This is a genomic window from Pseudomonas sp. FW305-3-2-15-C-LB1, assembly GCF_058787615.1.
Genome location: NZ_JBYSZX010000010.1, coordinates 159132 through 184169, shown reverse-complemented (window position 1 = coordinate 184169; position 25038 = coordinate 159132). Strand labels below are relative to the sequence as shown.

Genomic DNA, 25038 nt, shown 5'->3' with positions numbered 1-25038 from the left:
CATAAGGGACAAACAACAAGGGGGCGAATCTTCATCCGCCCCCTGTGTGTCCGCTTATTCCTGCGGTTCTTCTTCGTCTGCGGCAGCGTCGAGGGTTGGCTCGTCGACGTTGTCATCGCCTGCTGCGATCACCTCGCCTTCAAACTCCTCGCCTTCCAGCTCTTCGCCTTCGACTTCCGATGGCTCCTGGACACGCTCCAGGCCGACCAGTTTTTCGTCCTTGGCCAGCTTGATCAGGGTCACGCCCTGGGTGTTACGGCCCAGGCTCGACACTTCAGCCACACGGGTACGTACCAGGGTGCCCTGGTCGGAGATCAGCATGATTTCCTCGCCGTCGAGCACCTGCACCGCACCGACCAGACGGCCGTTGCGGTCGTTGCTGACCATGGCGATCACGCCCTGGCCGCCACGCTTGTACTCCGGGAACTCGCTGATGGCGGTGCGCTTGCCATAACCACGCTCGGAAGCGGTGAGGATCTGGCTGCCTTCTTCCGGGATCAGCATCGAAATCAGCTTCTGCCCTTCCGGCAGGCGCATGCCGCGCACACCGCGGGCGGTACGGCCCATGGCACGAACGTCGGATTCCTTGAAGCGCGTTACTTTACCGCCGTCGGAGAACAGCATGACTTCACGCTCGCCGTCGGTGATGGCGGCGGAGATCAGCACGTCGCCTTCGTCCAGCTCCAGGGCGATCAGGCCCACGCTGCGCTGGCGGCTGAAGGATTCCAGCGGGGTCTTCTTCACGGTGCCTTTGGCGGTGGCCATGAAGATGAAGTGACCTTCGGTGTATTCCTCGACCGGCAGCATGGTGGTGATGTATTCATCACTGTCCAGCGGCAGCAGGTTGACCAGTGGGCGACCACGGGCGGCACGGGACGCTTCCGGGATTTCGTAGGTCTTGAGCCAGTACACCTTGCCCTTGCTGGAGAACAGCAGCAGCGTGGTGTGGCTGTTGGCAACCAGCAGGTGAGCGATGTAGTCCTCATCCTTCACGCCGGTAGCCGATTTACCTTTACCACCACGACGCTGGGCCTGGTACGCAGCCAGCGGCTGGGTCTTGGCGTAGCCACCGTGGGAGATGGTCACCACGCGCTCCTCTTCCGGGATCATGTCACCCAGGGTCAGGTCGAGACGTGCATCGAGAATCTCGGTGCGACGCACATCGCCGTATTCGGCGCGGATCACTTCCAGTTCTTCGCGGATCACTTCCATCAGGCGCACGGCGCTGCTGAGGATGCGGATCAACTCGCCGATCTGGTTGAGGATCTCCTGGTACTCGGCCAGCAGCTTCTCGTGCTCCAGGCCAGTCAGGCGGTGCAGGCGCAGTTCCAGGATGGCCTGGGCCTGTTCCGGCGACAGGAAGTACTTGCCTTCACGCAGACCGTATTGCGGGTCCAGGGTCTCCGGACGGCACGAGTCGGCGCCGGCACGTTCAACCATCGCCACCACGGCGCTGGATTCCCAAGGGGTGCTGATCAACGCTTCCTTGGCTTCCGACGGGGTTGGCGAGGCCTTGATCAGAGCGATCACCGGGTCGATGTTCGACAGCGCAACTGCCTGGCCTTCCAGGATGTGGCCGCGCTCGCGGGCCTTGCGCAGTTCGAACACGGTACGGCGGGTGACCACTTCGCGACGGTGACGCACGAAGGCTTCCAGCAGGTCCTTGAGGTTCAGAATGCGCGGGCGGCCATCGATCAGTGCAACCACGTTGATACCAAACACGCTTTGCAGCTGGGTCTGGGCGTAGAGGTTGTTGAGGATCACCTCAGGCACTTCGCCACGACGCAGCTCGATCACCACGCGCATACCGTCTTTGTCGGACTCGTCGCGCAGCTCGGTGATGCCTTCGAGCTTCTTCTCTTTGACCAGCTCGGCGATCTTCTCGATCAGACGTGCCTTGTTCAGCTGGTAAGGCAGCTCGGTGATGACGATCTGCTGGCGGCCACCGACCTTGTCGATGTCTTCGATGATCGAGCGGGCACGCATGTAAATGCGGCCGCGACCGGTGCGATAGGCTTCGATGATGCCGGCGCGACCGTTGATGATCGCGGCGGTCGGGAAGTCCGGGCCGGGGATGTATTGCATCAGCTCATCGACGGTCAGCTCGGGGTTGTCGATGAGGGCCAGGCAACCGTCGATGACTTCACCGAGGTTGTGCGGCGGGATGTTGGTCGCCATGCCCACGGCGATACCGCTGGAACCGTTGACCAGCAGGTTGGGGATCTTGGTCGGCATGACGGCCGGGATCATTTCGGTGCCGTCGTAGTTCGGCACCCAGTCCACGGTTTCTTTATGCAGGTCGGCCAGCAGCTCGTGCGCCAGCTTGGTCATGCGCACTTCGGTGTATCGCATGGCCGCGGCGTTGTCGCCGTCGACCGAACCGAAGTTGCCCTGGCCGTCTACCAGCAGGTAACGCAGGGAAAACGGCTGGGCCATCCGAACGATGGTGTCGTACACCGCAGTGTCGCCGTGAGGGTGATACTTACCGATCACGTCACCGACAACACGGGCAGATTTCTTGTACGGCTTGTTCCAGTCGTTACCCAGCTCGCTCATCGCGAACAGCACACGCCGGTGCACGGGCTTCAAGCCATCGCGCGCATCAGGCAGTGCCCGACCGACAATTACGCTCATCGCGTAGTCGAGGTAGGACTGTTTCAGCTCGTCTTCGATATTGACCGGGAGGATTTCTTTGGCCAGTTCGCCCATGAGAAGCCTGATTCCTTTTTCGGGTGAAACCTCGTCACATCCATATGGGACGAACGAAGCTCGCCGCTGCCGGCAGAGTGCCTGACAACGACTTACGACAAATCAACGAGTTATGACACGGATCTGCACGTTATAGGCCACCCCTCGGGGCAGCCCTGGAAACCGCCGGATGTTATCACAATCGCCGCCACGCACCTATCCCCCTGATGCGCATGGAGCATAGTAAGTTGACGGATGACAGGCTTGAGGGCGACGAGAGGGGCTCAGAGCTGGAACCAAGCCCGATTTCGGGGGCAAATTGGCTTAATGCAAGCGCTTACGACACATCAACCTGGCCAGCTTGGCGGTGTCCGGCCGTTCGACCACGCCTTTTTCGGTCACGATCACATCGATCAGGTCGGCCGGGGTCACGTCGAACACCGGATTGAAGGCCGCCACATCGGCCGCGAAGCGCTGGCCGGCGACTTCAAGCAACTCACCGGCATCGCGCTCTTCCAGGGCAACATCATCGCCAGTGGCCATCATCAGGTCCAGGGTGGAACTCGGCGCCACCACCATGAAACGCACGCCGTGGTGCATCGCACACACGGCCAACTGGTAAGTGCCGATCTTGCTGATCACATCGCCGTTGGCGGCAATGCAGTCGGCGCCGACAATCACCCAGGTCACGCCTTTGGTCTTGAGGATATGCGCACCGGCCGAGTCGGCATTCACCGTCACCGGGATGCCCTCGCCCGCCAGCTCCCAGGCGGTCAGCCGCGAGCCTTGCAGCCAGGGCCGGGTTTCATTGGCGTAGACCTGCTCGACCATGCCTTCGAGGTAGGCCGCGCGAATCACCCCGAGCGCCGTACCGACACCGCCGGTCGCCAGGGCGCCAGCGTTGCCGTGGGTGAGGATGGCCTGGGCGTTGCCCTGGTGCTTGCGGATCAGCTCGACGCCCAGCTGGGCCATGGTCAGGTTGGCTTCGCGGTCACTCTCATGGATGGCGATGGCTTCCGCTTCCAGCACCGCCATAGGGTCGGCGTGCTTTTTGACGCGGTCGAGCCGGTCACGCATGCGCTTCAAGGCCCAGAACAGGTTCGACGCGGTGGGGCGGGCATCGGCTAACAATGCGTAGTCTTCTTCCCACGCTGCCTGCCAGTCACCGCCCTCGGCGATCCGCTCGCGGGCGGCCAGCACCAGGCCATATGCGGCGCTGATGCCGATGGCCGGTGCACCGCGCACTACCATCGAGCGAATGGCTGCAGCCACTGCATCGACCGTCACGCAGGCCACCCAGCTTTCCCGGGACGGCAAGGCACGCTGATCAAGCAGGTACAGTGCGCCATCACGCCAATCGATGGCCTTCACTTTCTCCGCTGCCAACAGTCGATCGCGCATCCCTTACTCCGCACTCATAAACAAAGCCGCCGATTATAGCGATCCGCCAGCCAGGACGCTCGGGTATACTTCGCCCTTCTTTTATAGCTGCCTGGGAAGAAGCCTGCGATGACTGCCACTGCCGCCCCGCTCGACTTACTGTTGCTGCCGACCTGGCTGGTACCTGTCGAACCCGCCGGCGTGGTGCTCAAGGAACACGGCCTGGGCATCCGCGATGGGCGCATTGCGTTTATCGGCCCTCGCCAGGCGGCGTTGAAGCTGACCGCCAAGGAGACCCGCGAACTGCCGGGCATGTTGCTCAGCCCCGGCCTGGTCAACGCCCACGGGCACGCGGCGATGAGCCTGTTTCGCGGCCTGGCCGATGACCTGCCGCTGATGACCTGGCTGGAAAAACACATCTGGCCCGCCGAAGCCAAGTGGGTCGATGAAGCGTTCGTGCGTGACGGTACCGACCTGGCCATCGCCGAACAGCTCAAGGGCGGCATCACCTGCTTCTCCGACATGTACTTCTACCCCAAGGTCGCCAGCGACTGCGTGCACAACAGCGGCATGCGCGCACAGATCGCGATTCCGATCCTCGACTTCCCGATCCCCGGCGCCGGCAGTGCCGACGAGGCGATTCGCCAGGGTGTCGAGCTGTTCGGCGACCTCAAGCACCACCCGCGCATCAAGATCACCTTTGGCCCCCACGCGCCTTACACCGTGTGCGATGACAACCTGGAAAAAATCCGGGTGATCGCCGAAGAGCTGGACGCCGCGATCCATATGCATGTTCACGAAACCGCCTTCGAAGTGCAGCAAGCGGTCGAGCAGACCGGCGAGCGCCCGCTGGCGCGCCTGGGGCGCCTGGGGCTGCTGGGCCCGCGCTTCCAGGCCGTTCATATGACCCAAATCAGCGAGGACGACCTGGCTTTGCTGGTAGAAAGCAACACCAGCGTCATCCATTGCCCGGAATCCAATCTGAAACTGGCCAGCGGCTTTTGCCCGGTGGAGCGTCTGTGGCAGGCTGGCGTGAATGTGGCCATCGGCACCGATGGCGCCGCCAGCAACAATGACCTTGACCTGTTGGGCGAAACGCGCACGGCGGCGATGCTGGCAAAGGCCGTCGCCGGTTCGGCCACCGCACTCGATGCCCATCGCGCCCTGCGCATGGCCACCCTCAATGGCGCGCGAGCCATGGGCCTGGAAAGCGAGATCGGCTCGCTGGAAGTCGGCAAGGCGGCGGATATCGTTGCTTTCGATCTGTCGGGGCTGGCGCAACAACCGATCTATGATCCGGTCTCACAGCTTATATATGCCACCGGACGCGATTGCGTGAAACACCTTTGGGTCGCTGGCAAGCAATTGCTCGACGACCGGCAATTGACCCGCATGGATGAACAACAGTTGACCGCCACGGCCATCGCCTGGGGCCAACGCATCAGCGGGCACAGCGAATAACGACGGCCTTGAACCCTGGCGTTCAAGACCGACAAACCGATTTATCAGATTCAGAGGATTCACCATGAGCAACGTCGACCACGCCGAAATCGCCAAATTCGAAGCCCTGGCTCACCGCTGGTGGGACCGCGAAAGCGAGTTCAAGCCTTTGCACGACATCAACCCGCTGCGGGTCAACTGGATTGACGAACGCGTCAACCTGGCCGGCAAAAAAGTACTGGACGTCGGTTGCGGCGGCGGCATCCTCAGCGAAGCCATGGCCCAACGCGGCGCGACTGTGATGGGCATCGACATGGGCGAAGCGCCCTTGGCCGTGGCCCAATTGCATCAACTGGAGTCCGGGGTGAGCGTGGAATACCGCCAGATCACCGCCGAAGCCCTGGCCGAAGAGATGCCCGAGCAGTTCGACGTGGTCACCTGCCTGGAAATGCTGGAACACGTGCCCGACCCGTCCTCGGTGATCAGCGCCTGCTTCCGCATGGTCAAGCCCGGCGGCCAGGTGTTCTTCTCCACCATCAACCGCAACCCCAAGGCTTACCTGTTCGCGATCATCGGCGCCGAATACATCATGAAGCTGCTGCCGCGCGGCACCCATGACTTCAAGAAATTCATCCGTCCGTCCGAGCTGGGTGCGTGGAGCCGCCAGGCCGGGCTGACCGTCAAGGACATCATCGGCCTGACCTACAACCCGCTGACCAAGCACTACAAGCTGGCCAACGATGTTGACGTCAACTACATGATCCAGACCCTGCGCGAGGAGTGAGCCTGTGAAGTTGCGAGCGGTTCTCTTCGATATGGACGGTACCCTGCTGGATACCGCGCCGGACTTCATCGCGATCTGCCAGGCGATGCGCGCCGATCGCGACCTGCCGCCGATCAACCCCCAGCACATCCGCGATGAAATCTCCGGCGGTGCGCGGGCAATGGTTGCGGTGACCTTCTCGATGGACCCGGAATCCCCAGGCTTTGAAGAACTGCGCCAGGAATTCCTCGAGCGCTACCTCAAGGGCTGCGCGGTCCACAGCAAGTTGTTCGACGGCATGGCGCAGCTGCTCGAAGACATCGAGAAGGCCAAGCTGATCTGGGGCGTGGTCACCAACAAACCCCTGCGTTTTGCCGAGCCGATCATGCAGCAACTCGGCCTGGCCGAACGCTCGGCACTGCTGATCTGCCCGGACCACGTGAAAAACAGCAAGCCGGACCCGGAGCCGATGATCCTGGCCTGCAAGATGCTCGGCCTGGACCCGGCCAGCGTGCTGTTCGTGGGCGATGACCTGCGCGACATCGAGTCCGGCCGCGACGCCGGCACCCGCACGGCGGCGGTCACTTACGGCTACATCCACCCGGACGACAACCCACGCCATTGGGGTGCCGATGTGGTGGTGGATCACCCGCTGGAACTGCGCAAGGTGCTGGATAACGCACTGTGCAGTTGCTGATTACTCAACGCCCCCACCCTCTATGAAGATCCAATGTGGGAGGGGGCCCGCCCCCGATAGCGGTGTGCCAGCCCGCACCTCTAGGACTGATAGGCCCTCATCGGGGGCAAGCCCCCTCCCACTGGGGATCTTCAGTGTTTTCGGAGTTGGGGTTCAAAAGCTGCTGAATTCTGTCGAGGCTATTTATGTTTGATTACTCTGCACGTCCAGAACTGCTCAAGGGCCGGGTGATCCTGGTCACCGGCGCCGGTCGCGGGATTGGCGCGGCGGCGGCGAAAACCTACGCCGCCCACGGCGCTACCGTGCTGTTGTTGGGCAAGACCGAAGCCAACCTTGCCCAGGTATATGACGAAATCGAAGCCGCAGGCCAACCACAGCCGGTGGTGATCCCCTTCAACCTGGAGACCGCCCTGCCCCATCAATACGATGAGCTGGCGGCAATGATCGAAAAAGAATTCGGCCACCTCGACGGCCTGCTGCACAACGCCTCGATCATCGGCCCGCGTACGCCGCTCGAACAGTTGTCCGGCGAGAACTTCATGCGGGTGATGCACGTGAACGTCAACGCGATGTTCATGCTGACCAGTACCTTGTTGCCGCTGCTCAAGCTGTCGAAGGATGCCTCGGTGGTGTTCACCTCCAGCAGCGTCGGCCGCAAGGGCCGGGCCTATTGGGGAGCTTATGGCGTGTCGAAGTTTGCGACTGAGGGCCTGATGCAAACCCTGGCGGACGAGCTCGAAGATGTAGCGGCGGTTCGCTCGAACAGCATCAACCCCGGCGGCACCCGCACCAGCATGCGCGCCCAGGCGTATCCGGGGGAAAACCCGATGGAACGGCCGGCGCCGGAAGAGATCATGCCGGTGTACCTGTACCTGATGGGGCCGGACAGTGCCGGCATCAACGGCCAGGCGTTCGACGCGCAATAACCGGCACATTGTAAAACCAAATGTGGGAGGGGGCTTGCCCCCGATAGCGGTGGGACAGTCACTGTATCTGTTGACTGATCCACTGCAATCGGGGGCAAGCCCCCTCCCACATTTTTCAGCAGTGTGCTTTAGTTTTTCACCACTTCTTCAAGGGTGAAGCGGCCCAATGGGTTCTGCAGGAAGTTGCTCACATTCTTGCGTGAGATGTTGATGTAAGGGCTGTAGTACAAGTCGATCCAGTTCACATCCTGTTTCGCCAGTTTCTGCAATTCCACATACATCTGCTCACGCTTGACCGGGTCGGCCTCGATCCGTGCCTGGGCCACCAGGTCCTTGACCTTGTCGTTCCTGTAGCGGGTCATGTAGTTCTGGTTGGTGTCGTGGCCCAGCACGAAGGTGGTCTTCTGGTCCGGGTCGAGGATGTCGTTGGTCCAGTACATCACCGAAATATCGTACTCACCGTCCACCAGCATCTGCCAGCTCTGGGTCGGATCGACCTTTTGCAGGTTGGCGGTTACGCCGACCTTGGCTAGCTGGTCCTTGATGATCACCGCAATCTGCTCGTCGGCTTCGTTGCCGGCGTTGACCACGTAGTTGAGCTTCAAGTCCTTCGCACCGGCCTGCTCCAGCAGCTTCCTGGCGGCGGTGGGGTCATACGGGCGCTGCAGGTTGTTGGCGTAGTGGTACAGCGAGCCCTTTGGAATGTAGGAATAGGCCACAGTGCCCTGACCGTAGGTGGCGGTCTTCACCAGCGATTGTTTGTCGATGGCCATGTCCAGCGCCTGGCGCACTTCCGGCTTGGCCAGCAACCCGTGGGCGTGGTTGATCAGCAGGTGATCTTCACGTGTGGACGGGTCGGCGTGGATCACCACGTTCTTGTCTTTCTTCAGCTCTTCAACCCGCGAGAACGGTACGAAGATCGCCGTGTCCAGCTCATTGTTCTGCACCATGCGCATGCGAGTGTTGTCGTCGGTAACGGAGACCCACTCCACGCCATCCAGGCTCACGTTCCTGGCCTGCCAGAAGTTCGGGTTCTTCTTCAGGATCACCCGATCGCCCTTGCGCCACTCGTCTACGGTAAACGCGCCGGACGTCACCGGGTTTTCCGAGTAGGCGTCTTCGCCCATCTTGGTCATGGCTTTTTCCGACAGGATCGACACCGTCGGCGACGCCAGTTGCGAGAGGAAGGCGACGGCCGGGGTTTTCAGCGTGACCACCAGGGTTTTCGGGTCCGATGCCTTGGCCGTGTTGATCAAGTTGAACGGATCAGCCCACAGCGAAGCCTTGTTGTCGCGGATACGCAGCAGGCTGAACGCCGCATCGTCGGCGGTAATGGCCGAGCCATCGGAGAACTTCGCGTCACGCAGTTTGAAGGTGTAAGTCAGGCCGTCCTTGGAGATATCCCAGCTTTCGGCCAGGCCCGGCTCCATCTTGGTGCCCAGGTTGTCCACGCGTACCAGGGTGTCGTAGACGTTGGCGAAGACCCAGGTGTCGCGGTTTTGCGCGCTTTTGATCGGGTCGAACGTGGTGCTGTCTTCACGGCAGCCGATGGTCAGGACACCGGCGGCCTGGGCGAAACCGGCGGTCAGCGACCAGGCGGTCAGTGTGGCGGCGGCGAGCAACTTCAAGTGGCGCGATTGCATGTCATAACTCCTTGTTCATGAATGGCAGGGATGGGTCAAAGCAAAGGTTCTTCAAGCACGCAACTGTACCGATGCTCGTGCAGGAAATGGGTCGGCGGCAACACCACGGAACACAGGGTGCGGGCATGCCGGCAACGCGGGTGAAAGGCGCAGCCTGTGGGCAGATTCAGTGGGCTCGGTGGTTCACCCGGCAAGGGTTCTGTCGGCAATGGCCGATGCGGATCGATCTCGGGAATCGCCTGGATCAACGCCGCCGTGTACGGATGACGTGGCGCCGTGAAGACCGCCTCCACCGGTCCTTCCTCGACGATCTTGCCCAGGTACATCACCGCCACGCGGTCACACAATCGGCGCACGATGGCCAGGTCATGGGCGATAAACAGGATCGCCAGGTTCATGCGCTGCTGCAGTTCCAGCAGCAGGTTGATGATCTGGCCCTGGATCGACACATCCAGCGCCGCCACGCACTCGTCGGCGATGATCAGGCGTGGCTCAACCGCCAGCGCCCGGGCAATGCCGACGCGCTGGCACTGGCCACCGCTGAGGGCGGCGGGTTTGCGGCTGGCGAGTTCGGGGCGCAGGCCGACCAGGTCGAGCAGTTCACTCACACGAGCTGCAACCTGCTCTGGCGCGACTTTGCGCTGCACGCGCAGCACCTCGGCAATGGTTTCGCCGATGGTGTGGCGCGGGTTCAACGCAGCGTACGGGTCCTGGAAGATCATTGCGGTTTCATGCCGCAGACGAGTGATGTCGATGGCGCTGCCATGGGCCATGTCGATGCCGTCAAACAACACCTGGCCGGCGCTGATCGGGTTGAGGTGCAGGATGGCGCGGCCCAGGGTGCTTTTGCCGCTGCCCGACTCACCCACCAGCCCCAGGGTTTCACCCGCCGCCAGGTTCAGCGACACGCCGTTCACTGCCCTCACCCACTGCTTGTTCAACCCGAACACGCCGGTGCCGGACGCGGCAAACTTCACCTCAAGGTCCTTGATCTGCAACAGGCTCATGGCTGCGCTCCCAACGGGTAATGACAGGCGACCCGAGCACCGTCCGGCAACACCTCGGTGCACAACGCGCCAACCTGCGGGCAACGCGGGTTGAACCGGCAACCGGCGGGTAATGCATCCAGCAACGGCGGTTGCCCGGGGATCGTGCGCAGCAAGGCGTGACCGCTGCTGTGGGCGGGCTGGCAATCGATCAGGCCGGCGGTGTAGGGATGCTGCGGTCGAGCCAGCAAGTCGTATTTGCTGCCGTGCTCGCACAGCCGCCCGGCGTACATCACGGCGATGGAATCACAGGTTTGCGCCACCACGCCGAGATCATGGGTAATCATGATGATCGACAGGCCGCGCTGGTCGCGCAATTCCATCAACAGCCGCAGGATTTGCGCCTGCACCGTCACATCCAGGGCGGTGGTGGGTTCGTCGGCGATCAACACTTTAGGGTTGCAGCCCAGCGCCACGGCGATCATTGCACGCTGGCGCATGCCGCCGGAAAACTCGTGGGGGTAGTTGTCGACCCGCGCCTGGGGATCGGGGATGCCAACCTGGCGCAACACGTCGATGGCCTGCAATCGCGCGTCTTTTTTCGACGCGCCTTGATGCAGGCGGATGCCCTCGGCAATCTGCTCGCCGATACGCATCAGCGGATCAAGGTGGCTGCTGGGGTTCTGGAAAATCATGCCCAGTTGGCCGCCGCGCACAGCGCGCATGCCAGCGTCATCCAATGCCAACAGGTCCTGGCCGGCCAGCCGCACCGAGCCGCCTTGCACGCGCAGGCTGGGCGATGGCAGCAGGCGCATCAGGCCACGGCAGGCCATGGTCTTGCCCGAGCCGCTTTCCCCTACCAGGCCGAGGATTTCGCCTTCGGCCAGATCGAACGACACCCGCTCGACCAGGGTTACATCGCGCCCCGCATTGTTGGCGATGACACTGAGGTCGCGCACTTGCAGCAGGCTCATGAGCGGTCCCCCAACACTTGCGCCACGCCATCGGCCAGCAGGCTGAAGCCCATGGCCAGGGTCACGATGGCCAGCCCCGGAAAGGTGCAGATCCACCAGGCCGTGGTGATAAAGGCCTGCCCCTCGGCCACCATGGTGCCCCACTCGGCGGTCGGCGGTTGCACGCCCAGGCCCAGATAGCTAACGGCGGCGCCATTGAGCAGCACCAGCACCGCGTCAGACATGGAAAACACAATCGAGCCGAACATCGCATTGGGCAGCAGATGCCGGAACAGAATGCGCCCGTGGCCAAAGCCCAGGCTCTTGGCGGCCAGGGCAAACTCGCTTTCCTTGAGCACCAGGATCTGCGAGCGGATCAGCCGCGCATACGACACCCAGCCCACCAGCGCCATGGCGATGTAGAAACTCTTCAAGCCCGGCCCGAGGATGGCCATGATCGCGAGCATCAGCACCAGGAAGGGAAACGCCAGGATCACGTCGATCACGCGCATGCAAACGCTGTCGAAGCGCCCGCCGATATAGCCCGAGACCGCACCGATGAAGGTGCCGATCATGAAAGGGAAGATCACCCCGACAATGGCCAGTTGCAGGTCGATGCGCGCGCCCCAGATCACCCTCGAAAGGATGTCTCTTCCGTAGTTATCCGTGCCAAACGGATGCATAAGGCTTGGAGCGAGCAAACTGAAATCAGGGTTCTGCGCAATCGGGTCATACGGTGCAATCCACGGCGCAAACAGCGCAAGCGCCAGCCACACCAGCAGGATCAACAGGCCCCACGCCGCCGTCAGCCGACCATTGCGCAAACCGAAACGCAGGCGCAAGCGCCACGGGGCAATCAACGGGCGGCTGCTCATTGCATCTTCACCCGTGGATCGAGGGCCACCGTCACCACGTCAGCGATGAAGTTGACCACCACCGTCGCACAGGCCAGCACCATGGCCACGCCCTGCACCACCATGTAATCGCGGGTGAAAATGCCGCGCACCAGCAATTGGCCGATACCGGGAATGGCGAACAGGCTTTCGATCACCACCGTGCCGCTGATCAGCCAGCCGATGTTCACCGCCAGCAGGTTGACCGCCGGCACCAGGGAATTTGGCAACACATGCCGACGAAAAACGGCGGTTTCCGACAGCCCACGGGCGCGGGCCGCGGTCACGTGATCGGCCTGCAACTCCATCAACATGCTCGCCCGCAGGTTGCGCACCAGCACCGCCGATAACGCCAGGGCAATCGTCAGGCACGGCAGCACCATGTGATGCGCCTTGTCCAGCCAGGTGCGGCCGTAGCCGGACACCGGAAACAAGCCCCACTGCACACTCAGCAACAGGATCAGCATCAAGCCCAGCCAGAACGCCGGCATGCCCAGGCCAACCGTGGTGAACACGCGGATCAGGTTGTCCGCCCAGCCGCCCTTGTTGCGTGCGGCCCAGGTCGCCAGCGGCACCGCGATCAGCAGCGCCAGCACCACGCTGCCCAGTACCAGCACCAGGGTGGGCTCGATGCGCGTGACAATCAGCTTGAGGGCGTCGACCTTGTACAGCAGCGATTGGCCGAGGTCGCCCTTGAGCAGGTTTTTCAGGAAGTAGAAGTATTGCTGCCACAACGGCTGGTCGAGGCCGTACTGGGCGCGGATCTTCAGCAAGGCATCCGGCGTGCTGCGCGAGCCCAGCAAGGCGCGCGCCGGGTCGCCAGGGATCGAGCGCACCAGCACAAAGGTGATCAGGCTGATGCCAAACAGCACCGGCAGCAACTGCAGCGGCCGGGACAGCACAAAACGGTAGCGCGCCAGGTTCATCCGTCAGCCTCGGTGACGCGAGAGGAAGTCCAGCAGCACCGGGAAATATGCCTGGGGCTCTTCATAAAACGGCATATGGCTGCTGTTGGGGAACACATGCAATTCGGCGTGCCGGGCCGCCATTTTCATGCGCATGGCGCAGGCCGGGGTGAGTTCGTCGTGCTGGCCGGTGGTGATCAGGATCGGCATCTTGAACGCGGCCATCTCGGGGAGGCGGTTCCAGTCCTTGAGGTTGCCGATGTAGAGAAACTCGTTGGGACCCTGCATGGTTTCGTAAGGGCCCATGTTCCAGTCGTCGAGAGAGCGTCTGACCGGTGCAGGCCACTCGTCCAGCCGGCACACGTGGCGATAGTTGAGCAAGGTAATCGCGGCCTGGTACTGCGGGTGGTCGAGGGTACCCATGGCTTCGTGACGTTGCATCATCGCCACGGTTTCGCTGCCGAGGGCGCCGCGCAGGCGCTCCAGTTCCTGGGACAGGTGCGGAATGTCGCCCACGGTGTTTTCGAGGATCAGGCTTTTCAGCGCGTCGGGGTAATGGATCGCGTATTCGATGCCGAGCCAGCCGCCCCAGGAATGCCCGAGCAAATGCACGCGGCCCAGGCCCAGGGCCTGGCGCACGGTTTCGACTTCTTCGACATAACGGCGGATTTCCCACAGCGAAACATCGGTGGGTCTGGCTGATGCGCCCGTGCCAAGCTGGTCGAATGCAACCACTCGCAGGTTATGCTCCTTGAGCCAGCCATGGGCGTCGCGCAAGTAGTCACACGGCAGGCCCGGCCCGCCGTTGAGGCACAGCAGCACCTCATCGCCTTCGCCGAAGCTGTAGACCACGAGGTTATGGCCATCGACTTGCACGTTGTACTGCTGGTCGGGGGCAATTTCACGCCACATGCATACATTCCTTGTGTTGTATCGGCCTGGCAGGTAGCGGCCGTTGATCGGCCAACACTACCGAGGATGCCGCGCGTCCATAACCTAGTATTTCTTATAGGTTTGGCCTGGCAGTCCTTCGCCGGGGCGTGGCATTCTACTTGCCGCAAGTCGAGATTCAAATGAAATCGGGAGCAGAACGGATGCTGGCCAAGCTGACTGCCTTAAATCACCGTCTGATGCCGGGCAGGAGCCTGGACGAGCAGATGGACAACACCTTTATCCTTGCCCAACAGTTGGGCTTCGACGCCTTGGTGTACGACTACACCCCGGTGCCGATCGACCAGGATGGCGCATTGATCACCCCCTCGGTGCTGCAACTGCGCAACACCCCGGCCGACTGGCATGCCTTGTGGTGCAGCGAAGGGTTCTACCAGATCGATCCGGTGCAACACCTGGCTCTGAGCCGGGTGTCGCCGTTCGTGTGGTCCTACGACGTCAAGGCCGACACCCCCCTGCAAAAGATCATCGATCCCTGCCACGCGCCGGTTTCATCCTACCTGCATGACCAGCAATTGACCTGCGGCGTCAGCGTGCCGATCCACCTGCCCCGTGGCGGCTTCGCCTCGCTGACCGGCCTGCGCACCGGCAACGCCCGCAGCGTGTTGAAGGATGCGCAGCAGACCTTGTCGGACTTCAGCCTGATTTCCCATGCCTTGCAGGAAGCGGCCTACCCACTGTTCAGCAAAGAGCTGCGCACTTACCCGCATATCCACCTGACCAAACGCGAACGTGAGTGCCTCAAATGGGCCGCCGAAGGCCTGACTGCGGCCGAAATTGCCACGCAATTGAGCCGTTCGCTGGCGGTGGTCACCCTGCACCTGGCCTCGGCCATGCACAAGCTGGGGGCCAAGAACCGCGTGCAGGCGGTAGTGCGCGCCACCCATTACCGGTTGCTGGAAGACTGACCCCCCGGCAAAACCTAGCTGTTTTGCTAGTTACCTAAATTTCTGCCACGCATTATCGTGTCCCTGATCCTTTTTTCAGAGCAGGGTACGAAATGGAATTCATCGAAAAAATCCGCGAAGGGTATGCGGCGTTTGGCGCCTACCAAACCTGGTACCGCGTCACCGGTGACTTGTCGAGCGGTCGCACGCCCCTGGTGGTTATCCACGGCGGCCCCGGATGCACCCATGATTATGTTGACGCGTTCAAGGACGTCGCCGCCAGCGGTCACGCGGTGATCCACTACGACCAGTTGGGCAACGGCCGCTCCACCCATCTGCCCGACAAAGACCCGTCCTTCTGGACCGTGGGCCTGTTCCTCGAAGAACTCGACAACCTGCTGGACCACCTGCAGATCAGCGATAACTACGCGATCCTCGGCCAGTCCTGGGGCGGCATGCTCGGCAGTGAACACGCGATCCTGCAACCCAAGGGCCTGCGCGCGTTCATCCCGGCCAACTCGCCGACCTGCATGCGCACCTGGGTCAGCGAAGCCAACCGCCTGCGCAAATTGTTACCTGAAGGCGTGCATGAAACCCTGCTCAAGCACGAAGCCGTCGGCAACTACCAGGATCCGGAATACCTCGCCGCGTCGCGGGTGTTCTATGACCATCACGTATGCCGGGTCATCCCTTGGCCCGAGGAAGTGGCGCGCACCTTCGCCGCGGTCGATGCAGACCCGACGGTGTACCACGCCATGAGCGGCCCGACCGAATTCCATGTGATCGGCAGCTTGAAAGACTGGAAGTCCACTGGCCGCCTGTCGGCGATCAACGTACCGACGCTGGTGATCTCAGGTCGCCACGACGAGGCCACGCCGCTGGTGGTCAAGCCGTTCCTGGACGAAATTGCGGATGTGCGCTGGGCGCTGTTTGAAGACTCCAGCCACATGCCCCATGTGGAAGAACGCCAGGCGTGCATGGGGACTGTGGTGAAGTTTCTGGATGAGGTGTGTTCAGCACAATACAAAGTGCTCAAGGCCGGCTGAATGCTCAAGCTGGATGCATTCCAATTGTGGGAGGGGGCTTGCCCCCGATAGCGGTGTGTCAGGCGCCAATCACTCAGTTGATACACCGTCATCGGGGGCAAGCCCCCTCCCACATTCAGGCCTCGCTAGCCTCGGGTTTGGTGACCTTCCTAGGCACTTCCGCCACCAACGGGATCTCCCTGCCCTCGGCATCAAACAACTTGCCGCCCTTGAAGTAATCCCCATCACGCAGTTCCGACACATCGCGAAAGCACAGGCTGCGTTCGGTCCCCGCCACGAAAACCGACTGCTGGTCCGAATTGCCGGCGGTGAAATGGTTGAACGCCAGGTTCAGCAGGATCGCCATGATTGCCGACGAGCTGATCCCCGAGTGGAAAATGGTCGCGAACCAGCTCGGGAAGTGGTCGTAGAAGCTCGGTGCCGCAATCGGGATCATGCCAAAACCGATGGACGTGGCCACGATGATCAGGTTCATGTTGTTGCGGTAATCCACCTTGGACAAGGTGCGGATACCACTGGCCGCCACGGTGCCGAACAGCACAATCCCGGCCCCGCCCAGCACTGAAGTGGGCACCGCCGCGATGACCCGGCCCATGAAGGGCAACAAACCGAGGATCACCAGGAACAGCCCGCCCGTGGCCACCACGAAGCGGCTCTTGACCCCGGTCACCGCCACCAGCCCGACGTTCTGGGCGAAGGCGCTCTGGGTGAACGAACCGAAGATCGGCGCGAACATACTCGACAGCATATCGGCACGCAGGCCGTTGCCCAGACGCTTGGAATCGACTTTGGTGTCGATGATTTCACCCACCGCCAGAATATCCGCCGAGGTCTCGACCAGGGTCACCATCACCACGATGCACATGGAAATGATCGCGGCCACATGGAAGGTGGGCATGCCGAAATGGAAGGGTGTGGGGAAACCGAACATCGGCCCCTGGGTCACGCCGGAGAAGTCGGCCATGCCAAGGAACACCGCAATCACGGTGCCGATCACCATCGCCAGCAGGATCGACAAGCGCGAGATGGTCGCGCTGCCTATCTTGCTCAGCAGCAACACCAGCACAAGGGTCAACGCCGCCAGGCCGATATTGGACATGCTGCCGAAATCGGCGGCGCGGCTGTTGCCGCCCATGGCCCAGCGCGCGGCAACGGGCATCAGGGTCAGGCCGATGGTGGTGATCACAATGCCCGTTACCAACGGCGGGAAAAACTTGGTGATCCGCGAGAACACCGGGGTTATCAATAATCCGATAAACGACGCGGCCATTACCGCGCCAAGAATCGCCGGCACACCACCGGCGCCATCACTGCCGACAATCGCCACCATGGTTGCCACACCGGCGAACGACACGCCCTGCACCAGCGGCAACTGACAACCAAAAAACGGCAGGCCCAGGGTCTGCAACAGCGTGGCCAGGCCACCGGCGAACAACGACGCGGCGATCAGCAGGCCGATATCCGCCGGCGACAAACCCGCCGCCTGGCCGACGATCAACGGTACCGCGACGATGCCGCCGTACATGGTGAGCACATGTTGCAGGCCGTAAGCCATGTTGGCGGCGACGCCGAGATTCTCATCTTCTGGCCGCTGCGGTGACGCCTTCGGGATAGTCATGGTGAGGGGTTCTCTGTTTTTGTTGTGCGGCCACTGTATGCAATGTTTGGACTGGATGTCCATAGAGTTGTATACAATCAATCGAACAAGTTACCCTCCGTCGGCGTTACAAAAACAATCCGGCCGTGATGAGCCAGAACGCCAAAGGACCCATAACAATGAAAAAGGCACTACAGGGCGCAACCGTCGCACTCACCCTCCTCGGCGGCGGGGAGGCCGTCGCGGTGGAATGGATGAACAACAGCGTAGGGTTTCGCTACGGCCAGCAGTTCACCAACCCGAACAACCCCGACGAATTCAGCAAGCGCATCTACAGTTTTACCCACGCCAGCGGCTACCGGTACGGCAGCAATTTCCTCAACCTCGATGTATTCCTGTCCGACAGCCGCGACCCGCGCAAGGGTACGGATCATGGCGGGAGCGAGGTGTATGCGGTGTACCGTCACCAGTTGTATGCATCACGGGTGTTCGATGTGCCGCTGGGCACTGGCCTGGTCAAGGATTACGCGCTGACGTTGGGGTTCGATGCCAACCGCAACAACAACTTCGCCTCAGCCAGGAAGCGCGCCCTGGTGATCGGCCCGACCTTGAAGTTCAACACCGTCGGCGTGCTGGACCTGAGCCTGCTGTACTACAAGGAAAAGAACCACACCGGCATCCCCGGCGCGCAGGAGTCGAACCACACGTTCGACGATACCTACATGCTCAACCTGACGTGGATGCGCCCGTTCGAGATTGCCAATCATGCGGCGAAATTCCAGGGTTTCATGAATTATGTCGGGGAAAAAGGCGAGGACTATCACGGTCGCGACACCGCGCCGGAAGCCCTGATGCGCACCGCGCTGATGGTGGCGGTGCGACCGGGCAAAAGCGTCAAGCCGAACCTGTACCTGGGGGTGGGTTACGAGTATTGGCATAACAAATTCGGCGTGGATGGCGGCCGGGGTAGCCGCACATCGACGCCGACAGTGAACCTGGAAGTGACGTTCTAGGCGGCTGCCAGTTCCGAATCCTCGGCCTTGGGCCGCGCCAGCCAGTACCCCAGCACGGCCAGCGGCGCGGTCGCCAGCATCACAATCACGGTAATCAGCAGTGGCTGGTCAATCATTGACGACACCAGCAGGCTGCTGAGAAAGCACAGGCCCAATTGCAGCGTATTTTGCAGCGCCGCCGCCTTGCCGGAGTTTTGCGCAAACGGCATCAGCGCGTTCGCCACGACGATGGGGTAACTGGCACCGTTGCACAGCGCCATCAGGCAGAACGGAATCAGCAAGGTGGTAAGGCTCGGCACGGTCAAGGTCGCGACCAGGTACAACGCCACCATGCTGATGCAATACGCCAGCAGCAGCCACGGCAACAGCGTCTTGCCCTGGAAGTGTTGCAAGGCGCTGCGGCAGCTGTAGCCGCCGACCAGAAACGCCAAGGTCGGCAGCACGTAGCTCAGGCCGATGTCATTCGGACTGTAGCCCATGCCGCCCAGGATGAAGGGCGACGCCGTCAGCCAGGCGAAGAAACTGGCCGAGCACGCGGCAAAAATCATGACATTGCCGGTAAACACGCGAGACGTCAGTAACTGTCCATAACCCAGGCGCGAAGGTTCGCCCTTCGCGGCCTGACGTTTCTGCGCAGTACGCAGGAACAACGTCGGCAACAACAGCAACAACGACACACCCAGCAATACGCCGAAGATCGCCTGCCAGCCGAAGTGACTCAGCACCATCGCGCCCAACAGCGGCGCTAAAGCCGGTGACAACGACATCAGCGGCATGATGCTGGCGAACACGCGATGGGCCTTGTCGGCCGGGTAGCGGTCGATCACCAGGGCCTGCCAACTGACGGCGGCGGCGCATACGCCAATGGCTTGGATAAAACGCAATGCCAGCAACTGAGGCGCCGTTTCGACCCAGAACATGCCCGCACAACCGAGCACAAACAGGCTCAGCCCGGCGAGCAGGATCGGCTTGCGCCCCAGGCGGTCGGACAACGGCCCCCATAACAACTGCCCGACCGCAAAGCCGGCGAGGAAGATGCTCAAGCTGGCGCCTACTGCACCGGCGCCAATCTGCAAGTGCTCGCCCATGGCGCCGAACGCCGGTAAATACATGTCCATGGCGAGGTAACCGAGCATGCTCAGCCCCGCCAGATACCCAGTGAAACCAAAAGAATTTTTCATTGAAGCCTTGTTGATCCTGCCATCAAACTATTTGCTGACTGCCGCCCATTATGAAGCTGACAGTTTTGCTGTGAAGCGATAATAATTGGATACTCTTATCAATAAATTTGAAGGCAAACGCCATGTGGTCCGAATATTCGCTGGACGTTGTCGATGCAGTCGCGCGTCATGGCAGCTTCAGCGCAGCTGCCCAGGAACTGCACCGGGTGCCGTCGGCCATCAGCTATACGGTGCGTCAGATCGAGGAATGGCTGGCAGTGCCGTTGTTTGTGCGGCGCCACCGGGACGTCGAGCTGACGCCGGCCGGCCGGCTGTTTATCGACGAAGCCCGTGGCGTGATGAAAAAAATGCTCGGCACCCGACGCCTTTGCCAGCAAGTGGCCAACGGCTGGAGTGGCCAGTTGAAGGTGGCGGTGGATTCCATCGTCAAACCCCAGCGCTGCCGGCAGTTGGTCATTGATTTCTACCGGCAGTTTCCCGAGGTCGAGCTGTTGCTGGAATACGAGGTGTACAACGGCGTGTGGGATGCCCTGGCGGATGAGCGCACCGACATTGTGATCGGCGCCACCAGCGCGGTGCCGGTGGCCAGCCGCTTCACCTTTCGCGACATGGGGTTGTTGAATTGGCTGTGTGTGGTCAGTGCGCGTCACCCGTTGGCCCGCGTCGAAGGCTTGCTGAGTGACGATCAACTGAGGCCCTTCGCTTCGTTGTGCATGACCGATACATCGCGCAACCTGCCCAAACGCGACACCTGGACCCTGGATAACCAGCGTCGGCTGGTGGTGCCGAACTGGTCATCGGCCCTCGATTGCTTGCGTGACGGCCTGTGCGTCGGCATGGCGCCGGCGCATCAGGTGCTACCGTGGATCGAGCGCGGGGAATTAGTGGCGCTGCAATTGAGCCGGCCGTTTCCTGCCAGCCCGTCGTGTGTGGCCTGGGCACAGGACAAGCTGTCCCCGGCCATGGCCTGGCTGCTGGAGTATCTGGGCGATACCGAAACCCTGAACCAGGAATGGCTCAACGGGCCTGATCCAGTAGCCGGGTAATGGCCCGCACGATCATCTCGACCTCCTTGGCAGCCAGGGTCAGCGGCGGCAGCAGCCGAATGACCTTGCCCCGCGTCACGTTGATCAGCAGGCCGTGTTCCTGGGCCGCGCGCTGGGCCAGGTCACGATAAGGGCTCGCCAGTTCGATCCCGATCATCAACCCCTGCCCACGAATCGCCAGGACGTGCGGGTGCTCACCCAGTTCCACCCGCAACCGCGCCAGCAAGCGCTCGCCCTGTAGCGCCGCGTTCTGCAGCAAACCTTGTTCTTCGATAATGTCCAGCACGGTGCACCCCACGCGACACGCCAACGGGTTGCCGCCGAAGGTGCTGCCATGGCTGCCCGGCGTAAACAACTGGGCCACACCGGCCCGCGCCAGGCAGGCGCCGATGGGTACGCCGTTGCCGAGGCCCTTGGCCAGGGTCATCACGTCCGGGACGATGCCTTCATGCTGGAAGGCAAACCAGGCGCCGGTGCGCCCAATGCCGGTCTGGATTTCATCGAGCATCATCAACCAGCCATGGCGGGTGCAGTGATCACGCAGGGCTTTCAGGTAGCCCGGTGGTGCCGGCAGTACGCCGCTTTCACCCTGGATCGGTTCCAGCAGGACCGCGGCGATCCGCGCGCCAAACGTCTGGGTGATTGCCTCAAGCGCAGCCAGATCGCCAAAGCCCACCTTGAGAAAGTCCCCCGGCAAGCGCTGGAAACCCAGGCGTACCGACGGCCCGTCACTGGCAGCCATGGTGCCGAGCGTACGGCCGTGAAAAGCATTTTCCATCACCACCACCAACGGTTCTTCAATGCCTTTTTTCCAGCCATGCAGCCGCGCCAGTTTCAGCGCTGTTTCGTTGGCCTCGGCACCGGAGTTGTTGAAGAAGGCCCGGTCGAGGCCAGACAGTTGAGTCAGGCGTTGGGCCAGCCGTTGTTGCCAGTCGATGCTGTAGAGGTTGGAGGTATGCAACAACAAGCCAGCCTGCTCGCTGATGGCCGTCACCAACCTGGGGTGCGAATGGCCGACATTGGTCACCGCCACACCGGCCACCGCATCCAGGTATTCACGGCCCTGCTGGTCCCACAGGCGCGTGCCCAGGCCGCGGGTAAAGCTCAGCGCCAGGGGTTGGTAAGTGGTCATCAAGCAGGCAGCGGTCATGGTGCGGCTCCAGTGCATCGTTGTGATGGCTTCAGTATCGTTAGCCACCTGAGCTGGATAAACTGCACATTCCTGCAATGACTTTAAACAAGGGCTTGATAATGGATCTGTTCCAGGCAATGTCGGTGTACGTGAAGGTGGTCGAGACTGGCAGCATGACCGCCGCAGCCCAAGCCTGCGGGATGTCGACCACCATGGTCGGCAACCACTTGCGCGCGCTGGAACAACGCCTTGGCGTCAGCCTGCTCAAGCGCACCACGCGCAAACAGAGCCTCACGGAATTCGGCGGGCAGTATTACCAGCGCTGCCTGGAAGTGCTGGGCTTGGTGGCCGACTCCGAGCAACTGGCCGAACAAGCCCATAGCGATGTCCCCAAGGGCACCCTGCGCATCACCGCGCCCCCCGTATTCGGCACCGAACGCCTTACACCGGCCTTGAGCGAATTTTCCCGGCGCTACCCGCTGATCAACCTGTACGTGGTGTTGAGCAATGAGCGGATGGACTTGGTCGACAGCGGCTTCGACGTGGCGATACGTCTTGGTGAACTGGAAACATCGAGCCTCATCGCACGGCCCATGCAGGACTACACCCTCACCCTCTGCGCGTCACCTGCTTACCTGGCGCGACGCGGCACGCCTTCGACACCCGAGGACCTCAGGCAGCATGACTGCCTGGCGTTCGCCTACCCGGCAAATGACAATTGGCGCGACACCGAAAAACTCTGGCGCATGACCGACGATAGCGGCGAGGTGGAAGTGCCGGTGTCCGGCTCATTGACCATCAACAGCTCGCAAGGGTTGCGCCAGGCAGCCGTCAACGGCATGGGCATCATCATGCTGGCCGATGCCCTGGTACAACCGGACCTGGAGAGCGGCAAACTGGTGGCCTTGTTGACCACCTATCGACTGCCCAGTCGCCCCATGCATCTGCTCTACGGCCAGGACCGTTATCGCCTGCCCAAGCTGCGCGCCTTCGTGGATTTCGCCATGGAAAAGTGGGCGCGCTAGAAGCCCACGCCCAACTCACGCAACTGCGCCGCCGTGCGCGCGGCAGACACATGGTGAGTCCGCTGCCAGCCCAGAGCGATGGCCGCTTCGATATTGCCGGCAACGTCATCGATAAACACCACTTCAGAGGGCTGGATATCCGGCAACTGGGCCCGTACCTGGCTGAGGCGGGCGTGGTAGATCAGGCTGCGGGTGCCTTCGGCCAGGGAGCGACCGGCGTCCTGCTCGGTGTTCCAGGCCTGGGTGCAGATGTGGTCGAGAAACCATTGTCGCTCGTGATCATCGGCAATCCGCTTGCGGTACAGGTGCTGCGGGCTCCAATCAAACAGGACACCGCCGAATCAAAGACCACTGCACGAATTGTCATACGCACCTCCCAATTAATGTGCTGCATCTGTCTCACACCGGTGACCTGCGTCGGCAAGTAAGCAGGCGTAGGACCGCTCCGATAATTTTCCGGCTCACGCACAACAGATATCGCTGCAACTCCCATGCATTCAGGCCTGAACCTTCCGTTGCAGATCGGCTTCATACAGCCTGTAGTACTTCTTTCCCCCCCCGCGCACAAAATGTCTCTAGTGTCGCTCTGTGTAATCGAGGGAATGCGCTGTTCCGAAAGGAATCATCCAACATGCCGATATAACATGACTTGGAGCAACTCAATGAGCGACATCATCTCCCCTGTCATTTCACCTTCCGCGCTAAGCCTGCACACACTGCTGGGCGCTCAAGCCACTCAGTCGAGCGGCACCGTCCAAGCGGCGAACAGCTCGGTCATCGACGCATTTGAACGCGTCAAGGAGCAGACGGGAATAGTACCGAGCCACCTTGTTCCCCTGCAGAACATCGCAGCGGCCACCAATTCCATCATTGGCGTACGCCCTGTAGAAACCGTGGCTACCGGGTTGATAGCGGCCGGTCATCCCACCAAGGACTTTCATATCAAAGGAAAAAGTGCCAACTGGGGACCGCAAGCTGGCCTGATCTGTACAAACCAGGCGTTCAGCAAGCTTGAAAAATTCAAGGAGGACGCCCCAGCAAAAGTGACCAGCGCCAATGAGCAAATCCAGGCATGCATTCGCGACGGGCACGCCGTTGCGGTCCCCTTGGAAATCTCGGGCGAGCGTATCGGCGAACTGATAAAACTCGGGCACATTACCCAGTTGGCAACAAGGCCCCACGAAGAAGCACTGCGTTTCAGTGCCCAAGGGCCCAGTCAACAGCAGTATGCATTTGAAGGTAGACGCACATCTGCGTCAGAAGACAGCTACCTCATCACCCATAAGGGAGTACCGGTTGAAGTTCTGGCGAAACACGTCGGTGGCAAGGCGTTGACCGCCGATTATGACCTGCACATGGTGGCGCCTCACATCAGCGATTTTGGCCCCCAGGATACAATCCCGGTGCCCGATGTAGCGCACAGTGTTTTCACACAACGGATCGACAGCTACAGGCATCGACACCCAGTCGATGGCTGTTTTCAGTTGCCCGAAGCGCTGCGTGCAGACTATGAAAGCGCCGCCCGTTTCTATCAAAAGGAAGACCCCGACTTGGGTAACGCCACGCCACGGATAAAGCAGATGATAGCGTTGATCAATCATCAATTGGTCGGTAACGGAGAGCGGGTGGTACACCACAATGCGGACTCCGGCAGCCCGGCGACGGACGTCGAGGCCAACTACCCGGCAACTTTCTTTCTGCCAGTCAGACTGGGACGGTTCGATGAAATCTGCATGATCAACGACAGCCGAGACATGGCGGAGCTGGTCAAAACAGCCAAGGACAGCGGCTATCACGCTCCGGTGAATCCGCTTTGGGAAAAAGAAATAGTGAGCATCAGGCGTTCTGACTTCGTCAAAGCCCAAAGGCGGTTCAACCAAGGCTGA

General features: G+C 61.4%; 21 protein-coding genes and 1 pseudogene. 10 read left to right on the top strand and 12 right to left on the bottom strand.

Going from position 1 to position 25038, the window contains the following annotated elements; translation table 11 throughout:
* Positions 1-54: 54 nt before the first annotated feature.
* Both gyrA and mtnA read right to left on the bottom strand, forming a co-directional pair.
* Positions 55-2709, bottom strand: a complete 2655-nt coding sequence (gyrA, locus tag AC3WP7_RS20205; RefSeq protein WP_010211963.1) for a DNA gyrase subunit A — start codon at positions 2707-2709, stop codon at positions 55-57.
* Positions 2710-3012: 303 nt separating this feature from the next.
* A complete protein-coding gene (gene mtnA, locus AC3WP7_RS20200) occupies positions 3013-4089 on the bottom strand; it encodes an S-methyl-5-thioribose-1-phosphate isomerase (protein WP_102593036.1) in 1077 nt (358 codons plus the stop codon).
* Positions 4090-4197: 108 nt separating this feature from the next.
* Here mtnA and AC3WP7_RS20195 point away from each other — a divergent pair, with 108 nt between their 5' ends.
* The 4 genes from AC3WP7_RS20195 (at position 4198) to AC3WP7_RS20180 (ending at position 7894) form a co-directional block, all read left to right on the top strand.
* Positions 4198-5529 (top strand): TRZ/ATZ family hydrolase, encoded by a 1332-nt coding sequence (locus AC3WP7_RS20195; protein ID WP_093126483.1) that lies wholly within the window; start codon positions 4198-4200, stop codon positions 5527-5529.
* Positions 5530-5593: 64 nt separating this feature from the next.
* Positions 5594-6292 carry a bifunctional 2-polyprenyl-6-hydroxyphenol methylase/3-demethylubiquinol 3-O-methyltransferase UbiG gene (gene ubiG / locus AC3WP7_RS20190; RefSeq protein ID WP_071489061.1) on the top strand — a complete coding sequence of 233 codons (699 nt, stop codon included), beginning with the start codon at positions 5594-5596 and terminating at the stop codon, positions 6290-6292.
* Between the two features lie 4 nt (positions 6293-6296).
* A complete protein-coding gene (gene mupP / locus AC3WP7_RS20185) occupies positions 6297-6968 on the top strand; it encodes an N-acetylmuramic acid 6-phosphate phosphatase MupP (protein WP_058424511.1) in 672 nt (223 codons plus the stop codon).
* A gap of 185 nt (positions 6969-7153) precedes the next feature.
* On the top strand, positions 7154-7894 hold the full coding sequence (locus AC3WP7_RS20180; protein ID WP_071496681.1) for a YciK family oxidoreductase: 741 nt from the start codon (positions 7154-7156) through the stop codon (positions 7892-7894).
* Positions 7895-8022: 128 nt separating this feature from the next.
* Here AC3WP7_RS20180 and AC3WP7_RS20175 read toward each other — a convergent pair whose 3' ends face one another.
* From AC3WP7_RS20175 to AC3WP7_RS20150, 6 genes are read right to left on the bottom strand one after another with little or no spacing between them, the layout of a single operon-like run.
* Positions 8023-9537: an ABC transporter substrate-binding protein gene (locus tag AC3WP7_RS20175; RefSeq protein ID WP_092247541.1), complete on the bottom strand. Its 1515-nt coding sequence runs from the start codon at positions 9535-9537 to the stop codon at positions 8023-8025.
* A gap of 35 nt (positions 9538-9572) precedes the next feature.
* Positions 9573-10544 (bottom strand): ABC transporter ATP-binding protein, encoded by a 972-nt coding sequence (locus AC3WP7_RS20170; protein ID WP_102593037.1) that lies wholly within the window; start codon positions 10542-10544, stop codon positions 9573-9575.
* Complete coding sequence (locus AC3WP7_RS20165; RefSeq protein WP_092247538.1) at positions 10541-11497, bottom strand: ABC transporter ATP-binding protein; 957 nt, start codon at positions 11495-11497, stop codon at positions 10541-10543. Before AC3WP7_RS20165 ends, AC3WP7_RS20170 begins: the two co-directional genes overlap by 4 nt.
* Entirely contained in the window at positions 11494-12351 is an 858-nt protein-coding gene (locus tag AC3WP7_RS20160) for an ABC transporter permease (RefSeq protein WP_092247535.1), read from the bottom strand. Before AC3WP7_RS20160 ends, AC3WP7_RS20165 begins: the two co-directional genes overlap by 4 nt.
* Positions 12348-13295 (bottom strand): ABC transporter permease, encoded by a 948-nt coding sequence (locus AC3WP7_RS20155; protein ID WP_092247532.1) that lies wholly within the window; start codon positions 13293-13295, stop codon positions 12348-12350. The genes AC3WP7_RS20160 and AC3WP7_RS20155 overlap by 4 nt, the downstream gene beginning before the upstream one ends.
* Before the next feature lie 3 nt (positions 13296-13298).
* Positions 13299-14186, bottom strand: coding sequence for a proline iminopeptidase-family hydrolase (locus AC3WP7_RS20150; protein ID WP_071489053.1), 888 nt, complete (start codon positions 14184-14186; stop codon positions 13299-13301).
* Positions 14187-14368: 182 nt separating this feature from the next.
* Between AC3WP7_RS20150 and AC3WP7_RS20145 the strand changes: the two genes are divergently transcribed.
* Both AC3WP7_RS20145 and AC3WP7_RS20140 read left to right on the top strand, forming a co-directional pair.
* Entirely contained in the window at positions 14369-15133 is a 765-nt protein-coding gene (locus AC3WP7_RS20145; RefSeq protein WP_071489052.1) for a LuxR family transcriptional regulator, read from the top strand.
* Between the two features lie 92 nt (positions 15134-15225).
* Complete coding sequence (locus AC3WP7_RS20140; protein ID WP_092247523.1) at positions 15226-16158, top strand: proline iminopeptidase-family hydrolase; 933 nt, start codon at positions 15226-15228, stop codon at positions 16156-16158.
* 115 nt (positions 16159-16273) lie between these two features.
* Here AC3WP7_RS20140 and AC3WP7_RS20135 read toward each other — a convergent pair whose 3' ends face one another.
* A complete protein-coding gene (locus tag AC3WP7_RS20135) occupies positions 16274-17776 on the bottom strand; it encodes a nucleobase:cation symporter-2 family protein (protein WP_092247648.1) in 1503 nt (500 codons plus the stop codon).
* Positions 17777-17934: 158 nt separating this feature from the next.
* Here AC3WP7_RS20135 and AC3WP7_RS20130 point away from each other — a divergent pair, with 158 nt between their 5' ends.
* A complete protein-coding gene (locus tag AC3WP7_RS20130; RefSeq protein ID WP_102593038.1) occupies positions 17935-18768 on the top strand; it encodes a nucleoside-binding protein in 834 nt (277 codons plus the stop codon).
* On the opposite strand, the gene punC is transcribed toward AC3WP7_RS20130, so the two are convergent.
* Positions 18765-19949 (bottom strand): purine nucleoside transporter PunC, encoded by a 1185-nt coding sequence (gene punC, locus AC3WP7_RS20125; RefSeq protein ID WP_093126461.1) that lies wholly within the window; start codon positions 19947-19949, stop codon positions 18765-18767. The two genes, AC3WP7_RS20130 and punC, sit on opposite strands and share 4 nt — an antisense overlap.
* 122 nt (positions 19950-20071) lie before the next feature.
* Here punC and punR point away from each other — a divergent pair, with 122 nt between their 5' ends.
* Positions 20072-20995 (top strand): DNA-binding transcriptional activator PunR, encoded by a 924-nt coding sequence (gene punR, locus AC3WP7_RS20120; protein ID WP_092247516.1) that lies wholly within the window; start codon positions 20072-20074, stop codon positions 20993-20995.
* Here punR and AC3WP7_RS20115 read toward each other — a convergent pair.
* Positions 20967-22145 carry an aspartate aminotransferase family protein gene (locus tag AC3WP7_RS20115; RefSeq protein ID WP_071489047.1) on the bottom strand — a complete coding sequence of 393 codons (1179 nt, stop codon included), beginning with the start codon at positions 22143-22145 and terminating at the stop codon, positions 20967-20969. The two genes, punR and AC3WP7_RS20115, sit on opposite strands and share 29 nt — an antisense overlap.
* 101 nt (positions 22146-22246) lie before the next feature.
* Between AC3WP7_RS20115 and AC3WP7_RS20110 the strand changes: the two genes are divergently transcribed.
* Positions 22247-23152 (top strand): LysR family transcriptional regulator, encoded by a 906-nt coding sequence (locus AC3WP7_RS20110; protein ID WP_071489046.1) that lies wholly within the window; start codon positions 22247-22249, stop codon positions 23150-23152.
* On the opposite strand, the pseudogene AC3WP7_RS20105 reads toward AC3WP7_RS20110, so the two are convergent.
* A pseudogene (locus AC3WP7_RS20105) lies at positions 23149-23519 on the bottom strand (HAD family hydrolase). The gene AC3WP7_RS20110 and the pseudogene AC3WP7_RS20105 overlap by 4 nt on opposite strands.
* 295 nt (positions 23520-23814) lie before the next feature.
* Between AC3WP7_RS20105 and AC3WP7_RS20100 the strand changes: the two are divergent.
* Positions 23815-25038, top strand: a complete 1224-nt coding sequence (locus AC3WP7_RS20100; protein WP_102593039.1) for an anthrax toxin-like adenylyl cyclase domain-containing protein — start codon at positions 23815-23817, stop codon at positions 25036-25038.